Annotated in this window: 9 protein-coding genes; 6 read left to right on the top strand and 3 right to left on the bottom strand. The window is 66.3% G+C overall.

What is annotated here, in order from left to right; genetic code table 11:
• Positions 1-9: 9 nt before the first annotated feature.
• Both AB4118_RS00835 and AB4118_RS00840 read left to right on the top strand, forming a co-directional pair.
• Positions 10-1,011 carry a LysR family transcriptional regulator gene (locus AB4118_RS00835; protein WP_441487938.1) on the top strand — a complete coding sequence of 334 codons (1,002 nt, stop codon included), beginning with the start codon at positions 10-12 and terminating at the stop codon, positions 1,009-1,011.
• A 78-nt stretch (positions 1,012-1,089) separates the two neighbouring features.
• Positions 1,090-1,698 (top strand): glutathione S-transferase family protein, encoded by a 609-nt coding sequence (locus tag AB4118_RS00840; protein WP_441487939.1) that lies wholly within the window; start codon positions 1,090-1,092, stop codon positions 1,696-1,698.
• 18 nt (positions 1,699-1,716) lie between these two features.
• Here the strand turns inward: AB4118_RS00840 and AB4118_RS00845 are convergent, their stop codons facing one another.
• From AB4118_RS00845 to AB4118_RS00855, 3 genes are all read right to left on the bottom strand, one after another.
• Positions 1,717-3,486 carry a peptidoglycan L,D-endopeptidase MepK gene (locus tag AB4118_RS00845; protein WP_441487940.1) on the bottom strand — a complete coding sequence of 590 codons (1,770 nt, stop codon included), beginning with the start codon at positions 3,484-3,486 and terminating at the stop codon, positions 1,717-1,719.
• Between the two features lie 200 nt (positions 3,487-3,686).
• A complete protein-coding gene (locus AB4118_RS00850; protein ID WP_441487941.1) occupies positions 3,687-5,612 on the bottom strand; it encodes a L,D-transpeptidase family protein in 1,926 nt (641 codons plus the stop codon).
• A 108-nt stretch (positions 5,613-5,720) separates the two neighbouring features.
• Positions 5,721-7,214, bottom strand: coding sequence for a sigma-54-dependent transcriptional regulator (locus tag AB4118_RS00855; protein WP_441487942.1), 1,494 nt, complete (start codon positions 7,212-7,214; stop codon positions 5,721-5,723).
• 165 nt (positions 7,215-7,379) lie between these two features.
• Between AB4118_RS00855 and AB4118_RS00860 the strand changes: the two genes are divergently transcribed.
• From AB4118_RS00860 to purL, 4 genes are all read left to right on the top strand, one after another.
• Positions 7,380-9,233 (top strand): M3 family oligoendopeptidase, encoded by a 1,854-nt coding sequence (locus AB4118_RS00860; protein WP_441487943.1) that lies wholly within the window; start codon positions 7,380-7,382, stop codon positions 9,231-9,233.
• Positions 9,234-9,259: 26 nt separating this feature from the next.
• Positions 9,260-10,141, top strand: a complete 882-nt coding sequence (locus AB4118_RS00865) for a methyltransferase domain-containing protein (RefSeq protein ID WP_441487944.1) — start codon at positions 9,260-9,262, stop codon at positions 10,139-10,141.
• A 16-nt stretch (positions 10,142-10,157) separates the two neighbouring features.
• Positions 10,158-10,610, top strand: a complete 453-nt coding sequence (locus AB4118_RS00870) for an acyl-CoA thioesterase (protein WP_441487945.1) — start codon at positions 10,158-10,160, stop codon at positions 10,608-10,610.
• Positions 10,611-10,777: 167 nt separating this feature from the next.
• Positions 10,778-12,985 (top strand): phosphoribosylformylglycinamidine synthase subunit PurL, encoded by a 2,208-nt coding sequence (gene purL, locus AB4118_RS00875; RefSeq protein ID WP_441488334.1) that lies wholly within the window; start codon positions 10,778-10,780, stop codon positions 12,983-12,985.

Genomic DNA, 12,985 nt, shown 5'->3' on the forward strand with positions numbered 1-12,985 from the left:
AACACTCTCATGTCGGAGCTCGATGACATCCGCAGCTTCATCGCCGTGGTCGAGACCGGTGGCTTCGGGCGCGCGAGCAAGGTGCTGGGTCTGTCGAAGTCTATCGTCAGCCGTCGCATCGCTCGCCTCGAGGCCGATCTCGGTACCCGGCTGCTCAGCCGCACGACCCGCGGCATCAGCCCCACGGAGGCCGGGATCGAGTTCAAGGCGCGCGGCGAACGCATCCTTGCGGATCTCGCGGAGGCGCGTGAATCGGTGGCGCAGCAGACCGGTGGCGTTGCCGGGAGGCTGCGCCTGTCGATGCCGTTGACCTTCGGCGTACGCCATGTCGCGCCGGTCCTCGCCGAGCTGGCGCATCGTCACCCCAAGCTAGAGCTCGATGTCGAGGCCAGCGACCGCTATGTCGATCTGATCGGCGAACGTTTCGATGCGGCGATCCGGATCGGCACGCTCAAGGATTCCAGCCTGGTCGCGCGGCGCATCGCGCCGGTCTACGGAGCCGTGGTCGCAAGCCCGGGCTATCTCGATCGCAGGGGCCGCCCGATCTCGCCGCTCGACCTGACCGAGCACGACTGCCTCATCTATACCGGTACAGCGACGACAGACTGGACCTTTCGGATGAGCAAGCGCTGGGTTTCGGTCAGGCCGACCGGCCGGATGCGCTCGGACAGTGGCGAAACCCTGGCGGAATGGGCGGAGGCGGGGCTCGGGCTCGCCGTGCTGCCGACCTTCATGCTCACGGACGCGATCAGCAGAGGCGCGCTCGAGCATTTGTTGCTGGACTATCCGATGAAGGAGCAGGGGCTCTTTGTCGTGCGCCCGCCAGGCGCCTATGTTCCCGGCAAAGTGCGCGTTCTGATCGATCTCCTGGTCGAGCATTTCGGAGGCGAGCCGAGCTGGGATCGCTGCCAGATGGCGGCGAAGGCGCGCGGATTGTCCTTCGGCGCGGAGCCGGTTTCCGATGATGCCGTCGCGTCGGAGGCCGGGCTGCCTGCACATCAATTGGCGTGATCTTCGGCATCACATGATTTGGCGTTGCATTCCCTGAACGAGCGGCCAGTCTGCACGCGCTCACAAACGGAGATTGCGATGCTGCTCGTTGGAATGCTGGACAGTCCCTATGTGCGGCGCGCCGCCATTACCGGAACCTTGCTCGAGGTCGAATTCGAGCATCGCTCGGTCTCCGTGTTCCGCCACATGGATGCGTTCCGGGCGATCAATCCATTGATCAAGGCACCCTCGCTGGTTTGCGAGGATGGCACAGTAATCAGCGAGTCGCTGCTGATCATCCAGCATTTCGAGGATGTCGCCGGCCGTTCCCTGCGACCGATCGAAGACACTGCCCGGGTCCGCGATCTCAGCCTGACCGGCATTGGCATCGTCGCGGCGGACAAGGCCGTCTCGGTGGAATATGAGCGCAAGCGTCCCGAAGCCCAGCGCTATGCACCCTGGCAGGAGCGCATCGTGACGCAGTTGCACACTGCGCTCGATCTGCTGGATCAGGCGGCCCAGCGCGGTGAACTGGGCTCGGGGCCGGAGCTCGAGCCTGCCGATATCGCAGCTGCCATCGCCTGGGGGTTCTGCCGCTTCGTGATCCCGGACTATGTCGAGGAGAGCCGCTGGCCGGCTCTTGCTGCTCAGGCGCGCGCCTGCGAGGAGCTGGCCGTGTTCAAGGCCTGGCCAATCGACCGGGAGTGAGCCCCCGGTTCAGCCTGCTCAGTTCTGGACGAAGTTCGTCGGCAGTGGTCTCACCGCAGGGCCGCTGAAGCTGCCGGTCTTGGCGTCGCTCGGATCGGCATGGCTGAAGCCGAGCGAGGCGGCCGGACCGGGGCCCTGGACCCAGCCGGGTGGCGGGGCCGAGGCGGCCTTGGCGCGTGCGGTCGCAACCGTCACCTTGCGACCTTCGGGCGCGGGACGGCTAACGGCGGCGAAGAGCGAGTCCAGGTTCGAACGGTCGGCGTCATATTGCGCAACGATCGGCGTGGGTGCAGGGCTGCCACCGTTGTTCCGCTCGGTCCGGGCAATCACGGTGCTGCCGAGTTGCGGCCGGCTCGGCGGCATCGGATGAGTGATCGTGACCAGCCTGCCTTCCTGCTGGACGGCCGGCACCGGGTCGGCATCGCTGCCGCGCAACGAGGCCGTGGCCAGGTTCGCAAAGGCGACCGGACGCGAAGGCGGCAGCGGGGCGGCCATCGGCTTGCCGGCGACGACCGTCTCGACCAGTGCCGTCATTTCGCCGGGACGGCGCGGCGGCAGCGAGGCCAAGATCAATTTCTGCTCCTCGCCGGGGCGGCCGCCGGGCGCAAGCTGAGGTGCGAAGGCAAGTGCTCCGCCTTGCTGCGGCAGTGCAGCAACCTGGACAACGCCCTGCTGCCCAGCCGGCGGAGTGAGGCCGCCAGGGCGTGCGATGGGAAGCGGCGCGTCGATCAGCTTCGGCCTGACTTCTTCGGGAGCGGGCCCTGGTGCGAGCGCCGCGACCTGAACCGGCGGCTCGGCCGGGACGGGGGCCTGACGGATGGGGCGGGTCACGCGCGGAGCCGGCTCCGGAGCCGGGACCGCGACGAGCGATGCGCCGAAGCGCGTGCCGCCATCCTCCGAGCTGCTGTCGGCGTAATTCTGGCGGGCATAGGCCATGACGACCGGCTGCGGCTTCGGCGCGGGGGCGCGCCCGCGCTGTGGCCGTGCATCGGCCTCCTCGTCATCGCCGCCGAAGAGGGCGGCCCACAGGCTCTTGCGACCGGATGAGATCACCGCGCCTTCATCGAGATCGGCGGCGGCATAACCAGCCACGGCACCGCCGCGCGCCAGGACATCGGCCTTGGCCAGCTCGTATCCGGCAAGCGGCTGGCCATCGGCCGGCAGATGCACGGTCTTCTCGTCCGGGAAGAGGCGCACCAGCTGGTCGCGCGTCATGCGCGGCCAGGAGCGGACCGAGCCGGCATCGAGATGGACGAATGGCGTATGTGCGCCCGGATAGAAGCCGACGCCGCCGCGTTGCAGCCGCATGCCGGCTTCGCGAATCCTGGCTGTCGGGGTATCCGGCAGGTAGAAGTCCATCGCCTTGCCGAGCGTGTGCTGGCTGTGCTTGGCGACGCCGCGCGAGCGTCGGCGCAGCATCGAATTGGTACCGGGCGAGCGATAGGCTGAGACGACGTGGAAGGGCTGCTCGGAGCCGACGGTGCGCTGAACCTCCCAGGCGACGTCGAACAGGCGCGGGTCCATCTTGATCGGTTCGTCGATGCGCCAGTCGCGCAGGGCCCAGTTGAGCTTCTCCAGGCCTTCGGCGACATAACGTCCGTCACGCTTGAAGGTTACGGTGATCTCTTCCTTGGTGTGCATATGCCGGATGGAGATCGTGCGCGTGTCGCCATTGGCGACGGCGTTCTGCGTGCCGCGGATGCCGCAGACGAGGGCCGCGAATGCAATGGCCATCGTCAGTCCGCCACGGAAACCCGGCGTAACGCGCAGCAGAAGCCGTCTCGGCATGGTGGCTGAGGATCTGCTCAAGCTACTCGACCCGTCTCGATGCGCCGGCAAGGAGCTCGGCAAACGTCAACGAACAGTTGCGGAGATGCGTTAACAGCAGGTTAACAAGCAGGTAACCTGCACGCTACGATTCTTTCCACCGAAGCTGGCTAGCTGTGGATCGTGGCGAAAAGGTGCCCGATCCACATTTCGCCACGATCTCAGCCCCGCTGCTCCAGAGCCTGCCGCACCATGCGGTGGAAGCCGTAGATATCGTCGAAGGTCACCAACTTGCCGTCCGGCTGGACGACATGAGTGTTGTAGACAAGGTGGATCTGCAGCGGCTGCGGCAGCCGGATGGTGCGCTCACCGGAGCCGATCAGACGCTTCAGACGCTCTGTCGTCCATTCCGGGCCGAGCACCTGGTCGGCAAGCAGGAAAGGATTGTCGACGCGCACGCAGCCATGGCTGTAGGCCCGGCGTTCCGTCGCGAAGAGCCGGCGGTTCGGCGTGTCATGCAGGTAGACGGCATGGTCGTTCGGGAACATGAACTTGATCCAGCCGAGCGCGTTGCGCTCGCCCGGCGGCTGGCGCACCGAGATGTTGTTGCCGCGGCGGGTCACGACATAGCCGCGCTTGGCGGCATAGTCCGGATCGGCGGCGAGGCCGGGCAGGAATTCCTTCTTCAGGATCGATGGCGGCACGAACCAGGATGGGTTGACCACGACATGGTCCATCCGGTGCGAGAAAATCGGCGTCGCCGATTCAGGCTTGCCGACGATGGTGCGGGCGTGGTGCACCACCTTGCCGTCGCGGATTACCCGCATCTGGAATTCCGGCACATTGACCATGATATGGGTCTGGCCGAGATCGGCGGGCAGCCAGCGCCAGCGCTCCATCTGCGCGACGATGTCCTGTTGGGCGCGGTTGGTCGCCGGCGTGCCGAGGGCCGCAATCGTCTGGGCGCTGAGGATGCCGTTGGCGCGCAGGCCAGCCTGTTTCTGGAACTCGGCGACTGCAGTGGCGGTCGAGCGATCGAACACAGCCTCATCGGACGGGCCGAGGCCGAGCCGGGCGCGGATCAGGTGTACGCGCTCGTCGCGCATGCCGAGCTTGAGCGGAGGGCCGGCGGGAATGCGCACCATGGGCGTATCGTCCTGGTGGTGGCGCAGTTCGGCGAGCTTGGCCTTCAGGCGGCGATAGCCCTCATGCGGCGGGTTGTAGGCCGCCAGCACCTTGCCCGGATCGGGAACGGCCGCGATCTCGGAGAGAACCTCGGTGGCGGAGGGCAGATACAGTGTCGGCGTGAGCAGCTTGGAAAGCCGGCGCGGGTCGACGCGGGCGCCGCGCGCGTCGCGGGCATAGAGCACGGCGAGCGCGGAAAGCCGGACATCGGCCTCGGCGAGGCTGCCCTTGTCGCTGGCCTCGAAAACGGGCAGCGGATAGTCGGTCGGTCGCAGGCCATCCTCGCCGGCGCGGCTTAGCTGCGCCACGAGCAGCTTGGCGGCCGCGCTCCAGCCCTTGCCGTCGATCCAGAAGGGACGGTTCTCGAAAGCCTGATAGGCGGCGAGGATCTCGCTGCGCTCGCGTTCCGCGAGGCGCGGCAATGCCAGCGCTTCCGGCGCGCGCTCGGTGATTTCGGCGGCGAGCGCCGGTCCGGCGGGAAGCTCGACCACGACCTTGGGCAGGTCCGGCGGCGCAATCACGGGTTCGGCGGAGCGCAGAGGCGCAGGCCTGGCGGCGGGGACAAGCGCTGGGTCGGAAGGCGGCAGATCGATGGCCGGGATGTCGAGCACCACAGGCTCGTCGAGGTCGACGCCGGGGGTCGTGGCAGGCGTCGGGGGCACCTCGAGCGGAGCAAGCCCGCCCTGTGGCTGGGCCGAGGGGGCAACCGTGCCGGTCACCATCTCCGGCTCGGCGTTCGCGGCCTTGGGGGCGGTCTCGATCGTGACGACAACCTCCGGCAGGACCGGCGGCGTCAGGCTCTCGGGCGGCTTGTCGCCATTCAGGATCAGCAGTGCCGGCTGCTCGAGCAGAGGGATGCCGAGTTGAGGCTCAAGGGTAGCCTGCGCAAGCGCATATCCGGTACCAAGGGCCAAGGCCAGGACCGATGCAGAAGCAAAGCTCGCCCAGTGGCGACGACGCATGGTCCAATTCCCTATAGCTCTGCCCGATATCCGCGATACCTGCGTGACTCGGCCTGTTTCGACAAGATGCGGGGGTGCAACAGCGGGCATCTTTCAGCTCTACAACGCCTATGCCGCATCCGAGTTCGCAGATGGGTCATCGCCCTCGATCAGCCCGTAATCCTTGAGTTTGCGATAGAGCGTCGAGCGACCGATGCCGAGCTTGCGCGAGACCTCGGACATGTGTCCGCGATAATGCGCCAGGGCGAATTTGATGATCTCGCGCTCGAGCTCTTCGAGCCTGCGGATGTCGGAGCCGGCGACCAAATCGAGCGCATTGGGATCGCGCACCGGCACCTGAATGATGCGCGGCGCCTCGTCGCGCGGCTCGGGGCGAGCGGTTGCGGTCGGCGCGGCCGGGATCCGGACTTCGAAGCCTTCCATCTGCGCCGCGATCTGGGGGAATTCGGCGACGGTCAGCTCATCGCCATCCGCGAGCACGACCGCCCGGAACATCGCATTCTCGAGCTGGCGGACATTGCCCGGCCAGTCATAGCCGTTGATCAGGTTGAGAGCCTCGGGCGAGATCGCTCGCAGCTTCTTGCCCTCTTCGGCAGCGAACCGGACGAGGAAGCCGCGGGCCAGATCGGCGATGTCCTCCCAGCGCTGCCGCAGTGGCGGCAGCGTGATCGGGAAGACATTCAGGCGATAGTAGAGATCCTCGCGGAATTCGCCGCGCTTCACCTGATCGAGCAGGCTTTTGTTGGTGGCTGAAATGATCCGGATGTCGACGCGCACCGATTTCTTGCCGCCGACAGGGTCGACCTCGCCCTCCTGGATCGCGCGCAGGAGCTTGACCTGGGCATCGAGCGGCAATTCACCGACTTCGTCGAGGAAGAGCGTGCCGCCATTGGCTTCGACGAACTTGCCGATATGGCGTTCGGTGGCGCCGGTGAACGCGCCCTTCTCATGGCCGAACAGGATGGATTCAACGAGATTATGCGGGATTGCGCCGCAGTTCACCGTGACGAAGGGCTTGCCCTTGCGGTCGCTGGAGCCCTGGATGGCGCGCGCCAGCACCTCCTTGCCGACGCCGGATTCGCCCTCGATCAGGATCGGGATGTTCGATTTCGCGGCGCGTTCGGCCAGTCCGATGACACGGCCCATGTCCGGGCTCTTGGTGGCGAGGTCGCGGAAGCCGAGCTGCCCCGAGGCGCGGCGCTTGAGATAGCGCAGTTCATGTTCGAGCGCGCCGAGCTTCAGCGCGTTCTTGATCGATATCTGCAGCCGCTCGGCGCCGACCGGCTTGACCACGAAGTCGACGGCGCCGGCGCGCATCGCCGAGACCACGGTTTCGATCGAGCCGTTCGCGGTCTGCACGATCACCGGCGTGTCGATGCCGCGCTCACGCAGCCGGGAGAGCACGCCCATGCCATCGAGATTGGGCATGACCAGGTCGAGGACCACAGCGTCGAAGGCTCCGGTCTCGCCATTGCCAAGCAGGGCAAGCGCCTCGTCGCCGCTCTCAGTCACGACGACGTCGTAGCCGAAGCGCTTGAGCATGGCGTCGAGCAGTCGGCGCTGAACGGGATCGTCATCAACGACGAGAACGGTGGTTGTCATGTCGCCTCGATGCCGGTCGCTGCAGAATCAGTGTTCCGTTTCGGGGCACTGTCATCCAGAACGGTTAAGCCGCTCTTAAGCGCCGGCGTCGGGCGGCGGCGTTGATCGCGCGGCCTTGTCCGCGCATATGGGTAAGGATGGTTTCGCCAGCGAGGTGCCTTTGACATGACGATTGCTTTCGACGGAACGATCTCCGCCAACGTCGCAAAAAGCGCGGCGAGCAGCGCCAAGACCGCGAAGGCGCTGGGCAAGCTGCCGGAATGGGATCTCAGCCATCTCTATGCGTCGATGGATTCGCCCGAGTTCACCGCCGATCTCGACCGCGCGCTGACCGACTCGCAGCGCTTCGCCGCACTCTATCGCGGCAAGCTGGCGGAGCTCGCCGCCCGTGACGACGCGAGCGCGACACTCGCTGAAGCCGTGCGTGCCTACGAGCGGCTGGAAGACCTGCTCGGCAAGATCATGTCCTATGCCGGCCTCATCTACTCCGGCGACACCACCGATCCGAAGCGCGCCAAATTCTATGGCGACACCCAGGACCGGATGACGACCGCCTCGACCGAATTGCTGTTCTTCGGGCTCGAACTCAACCGCCTCGACGAGGCGCTGCTGGCCAAGATCGCGGCCGAGCCGCCGCTGAGCCATTGGCAACCCTGGATCGAGGATCTCGCCAAGGACAAGCCGCACCAGCTCGAAGACCGGATCGAGGAACTGTTCCACGAGAAGTCGGTGACTGGGCGTGGTGCCTGGAACCGGCTCTTCGACGAGACCGTCGCCTCGCTGCGCTTCACGGTGAATGGCGAGGAGCTGACGCTCGAGCTCACCCTGAACAAGCTGCAGGATGCCGACGGCGCGGTGCGCAAGGCTGCGGCCGAAGCGCTGGGCACGGTGCTGCGCGGCAATCTGCGCACGTTCTCGCTGATCACCAACACCCTCGCCAAGGACAAGGAAATCTCCGACCGCTGGCGCAAATTCGAGGATGTCGCCGATTCGCGGCACCTGGCGAATCGGGTCGAGCGCGAGGTCGTCGATGCTCTCGTTGCGGCCGTGCGCGAGGCCTATCCGCGCCTGTCGCACCGCTACTACAAGCTGAAGGCCCGCTGGTTTGGCCGCGAGGCCCTCGATTACTGGGACCGCAACGCGCCGTTGCCCAAGGTCGAGCAGCGCACGATTCCCTGGACCGAGGCGCGCGACACCGTTCTCGACGCCTATGGCGCCTTTTCGCCCGAGATGGCCGGCATTGCCCGGCGCTTCTTTGACGAGGGCTGGATTGATGCGCCCGCCCGGCCGGGCAAGGCGCCCGGCGCCTTCGCGCACCCGACCGTGCCGTCGGTCCACCCCTATGTCCTGCTGAACTACCAGGGCAAGCCGCGCGACGTGATGACACTCGCCCATGAGCTCGGGCATGGCGTGCATCAGGTTCTGGCGGCGCCGAACGGGGCGCTGATGGCGCCGACACCGCTGACCCTGGCGGAGACGGCGAGCGTCTTCGGGGAGATGCTCACGTTCCGCAAGCTGCTCGACGGAACCACCGATCCGAAGCAGCGCAAGGCGATGCTGGCGGCCAAGGTCGAGGACATGATCAATACGGTCGTGCGCCAGATCGCGTTCTACTCCTTCGAGCGCAAGGTGCATGAAGCGCGCAAGGCAGGCGAGCTGACGGCGGACCAGCTTTGCGAACTCTGGATGAGCGTGCAGGCGGAAAGTCTCGGGCCGGCGATCACGCTTGGACCGGGTTATGAGCCGTTCTGGGCCTATATCCCGCATTTCATTCATTCGCCCTTCTACGTCTATGCCTATGCCTTCGGGGATTGCCTGGTGAACTCGCTTTACGGCGTCTATCAGAACTCGGCCGGGGGCTTTCAGGAGCGCTATTTCGCCTTGCTCTCGGCCGGTGGAACCAAGCACCATTCCGAGCTGCTGAAGCCGTTTGGTCTCGATGCGCGCGATCCCGCTTTCTGGCAGATCGGCCTCACCATGATCGAGGGGCTGATCATCGAGCTGGAAGGAATGGCGTGAGGCCGCAATAGCGCTGGAGCGCGGGCATGGCTGAGGGTCCCGTGGTTTTCGATCGTGATCTCGTCCGCCGCCGCCAGGCACGGGCGGTGGCGGGAGGCTATCCCGATTTCCTGCTGGCCCGCGCCAGCGAGGATCTCGACGAGAGGCTCGCTGCGGTGCTGCGCCGCTTCACCTTGGCGGCCGATCTCGGCACGCCGCTGCCGGTTGCAGCACCCGTGCTGCGTGCCAAGGCCGAGGCGCTCTGGCGAATGGCGGAGACCGAGGGGGCGAGGGGCGATGTCGTCGGCGATCTCGAGCGCCTACCGCTCGCAGCGGCTTCGATCGACCTTGCCGCCTCGCTGCTCGCCCTGCACGGCGTCAACGACCTGCCGGGCGCGCTGATTCAGATCAGGCAGGCTCTCAGGCCCGATGGCCTCTTCATCGGCTGCCTGCTGGGCGGTCGCACGCTTCAGGAATTGCGCGAAGTCCTGCTTGCCGCAGAAGCCGAGACGACCGGCGGCGTGAGCCCGCGTGTCGCGCCCTTCGCCGATCTGCGTGACATGGGCAGCCTGCTGCAGCGCGCGGGATTCGCACTTCCGGTGGTCGACAGCGAACTCGTCACGGTGCGCTATCGCGACCTGTTCGGCCTGCTGCGTGATCTACGCGCGATGGGCTGGGCCAATGCGCTGACTGACCGGCGCAAGGCGCCGCTCCGTCGCGACACGCTGATGCGTGCAGCTGCGCTCTATGCCGAGCGTTTTGCCGATCCCGACAGCCGGTTGCGCGCCACGTTCGAGATCGTCTGGCTTTCCGGCTGGGCGCCGCATGAGAGTCAGCAGAAGCCGCTCAGGCCGGGCTCGGCCAAGGCGAGGCTGGCGGATGCGCTCGGCGTGCCCGAGATCGGGACAGGCGAGAAGCCGGGGCAATGACAGGGAGCAGCAGCCGATGAGCGAACGCGCGGCGCGGCTTGGTCGCTCCCATTTCAGGCTGTTTCGCGCGATTCCGACGCGTTGGGCCGATAATGACGCCTATGGTCACGTCAACAACGTGGTCTATTACTCCTGGTTCGACACGGCGGTGAATGCCTGGCTGATCGAGCAGGGGCATCTCGATCTTGCCGGAAGCGAGATTGTCGGCCTCGTGGTCGAGACGGCCTGCACCTATTTCGAAAGCGTCGCCTTCCCCGAGACGATCGAGGCTGGAATTGCGGTCGAGAAACTGGGCCGCAGTTCGGTGACCTATCGGATCGGCATCTTCCGGCGCGGTGGCGAGCAGGCGGCGGCGCAGGGCCGCTTCACCCATGTCTATGTCGGGCGCGCCAGCCAGAAGCCGGCCCCGATCCCGGACGGATTGCGCGATGCGCTCCAGGCGCTCGCCGTATCGGACGCGCCGGGCTGATCTTGGTTCGGGACACCGGTTGGTGCTTTCGCGGGCGGAATAGGCGCGAATGCACGCCTGCATGGCATTGATCGGCGGGAATGCGTTGTCTCCGGCGGACAAGCAGGTTATGCCCCGCGCATCAGAGGCGGGCCGGGCGTCCGCGATCAGGGACCAGGCGAGCCGTGATTCCCAACGAGATCAAGATCACTCCGCAACTCGTGGCCGAGCACGGCCTCAAGCCGGACGAATATCAGCGTTTCCTCCACCTGATCGGTCGCGAACCGACGATCACGGAGCTCGGCATCGTCTCGGCGATGTGGAACGAGCATTGCTCCTATAAATCCTCGAAGATCCATCTGAAGACGCTGCCGACCAAGGCGCCCTGGGTGATCCAGGGCCCGGGCGAGAATGCCGGTGTCATCGATATCGGCGACGGACTTGCGGTGGTCTTCAAGATGGAGAGCCACAACCACCCTTCGTTCATCGAGCCCTATCAGGGCGCGACGACCGGTGTCGGGGGCATCCTGCGCGACGTCTTCACCATGGGCGCACGCCCGATCGCGGCCTTGAATGCGCTGCGCTTCGGCGATCCTTCGCATCCCAAGACCCGGCATCTTGTCTCGGGCGTCGTTGCCGGCATCGGCGGCTACGGCAATTCCTTCGGCGTCCCGACGGTCGGCGGCGCGGTCGGCTTCCACACGCGCTATGACGGCAACATCCTGGTCAACGCGATGGCGGTCGGCCTCGCCAAGACCGACGAGATTTTCTACGCCAAGGCGTCGGGTGTCGGTAAGGCGATCGTCTATCTCGGATCCAAGACCGGTCGCGACGGCATCCACGGCGCGACCATGGCGTCGGCCGCCTTCGGCGATGGCGGCGAGGAACGCCGCCCGACCGTGCAGGTCGGCGATCCCTTCGCCGAGAAGCTGCTGCTGGAAGCCTGCCTCGAGATCATGGCGGCGGGCCATGTCGACGCCATCCAGGACATGGGCGCAGCCGGGCTGACCTGCTCGGCCGTCGAGATGGGCGCCAAGGGCGACCTCGGCGTCGAACTCGATCTCGACGCGGTGCCCTGCCGCGAAGACCAGATGAGCGCCTATGAGATGATGCTCTCGGAGAGCCAGGAGCGCATGCTCATGGTGATCAAGCCGGGTCATGAGGAGCCGGCCGAGGCGATCTTCAGGAAATGGGGTCTGGATTTCGCTGTGGTCGGCAAGACCACCGACACCTTGCGCTTCGTCGTGAAGCACCAGGGTGAGACCATGGCCGATCTGCCGATCAAGGAACTCGGCGACGAGGCTCCCGAATATGATCGGCCCTGGATCGAGACACCGAAGCTCGCGATCATCGAGGCGGCTGCGGTGAAGCCACCCATGTCGAACGCGGATGCCTTGCTGAAGCTCGTCGGCTCGCCGGATCTCTGCTCGAAGCGCTGGGTCTATGAGCAGTACGACACGCTGATCCTCGGAAACTCGGTGGTCACGCCCGGCGGCGATGCCGGCATCGTTCGCATCGAGGAGGGGCCGAAGGGCCTTGCCATGACCGCCGACGTGACGCCCCGTTATTGCGAAGCTGACCCGTTCGAGGGCGGCAAGCAGGCGGTCGCCGAAGCGTGGCGCAACCTTACCGCCGTCGGTGCGACGCCGCTCGCCATCACCGACAACCTGAATTTCGGCAATCCCGAGCGCCCTGAGGTGATGGGCCAGCTTGTCGGCTGCATCAAGGGTATCGGCGAGGCCTGCAAGGTGCTCGACTTCCCGGTCGTCTCCGGCAACGTCTCGCTCTACAACGAGACCAATGGCGTCTCGATCCTGCCGACCCCGACGATCGGCGGCGTCGGTGTTCTGGCCGATGTGACGAAGCATGCGACTGTCGGCTTCAAGGCCGAAGGCGAGAGCATCATCCTGATCGGCGAGACCTCCGGCTGGCTCGGCCAGTCGGCCTATCTCGCGACCATCTGCGGCCGGGAAGAAGGCGCGCCGCCGCCGGTCGATCTCGCGATCGAGCGCCGCAATGGCGAATTCGTGCGCGCGCTGATCACGGGCGGCCGCGTCAGCGCCTGCCATGATCTGTCGGATGGCGGCCTCGCGGTTGCCCTGACCGAGATGGCGCTTGCCGGCGGCGTCGGCGCGACCGTGACGCAGCTTCCCGCGGGGCCGGCCCATGCCGTCCTGTTCGGTGAAGATCAGGCGCGGTATCTCGTCACCGTGCCGTCGAGTGCCGTCGAGGGGCTGCTGACCGAGTCCAGGGCGGCCGGCGTGCCTGCCGCTCTCATCGGCCGGACTGGCGGAAACGCTCTTGCGCTGCCGGGCGAGGCGCCGGTGGCGCTGACCGCGCTCGACAAGGCGCATGAGGACTGGTTCCCGACCTATATGTCGGCCAAGGGCGCGTAA

This window comes from Allobosea sp. 2RAB26, assembly GCF_052115465.1.
Taxonomy (GTDB): Bacteria; Pseudomonadota; Alphaproteobacteria; order Rhizobiales; family Beijerinckiaceae; genus Allobosea.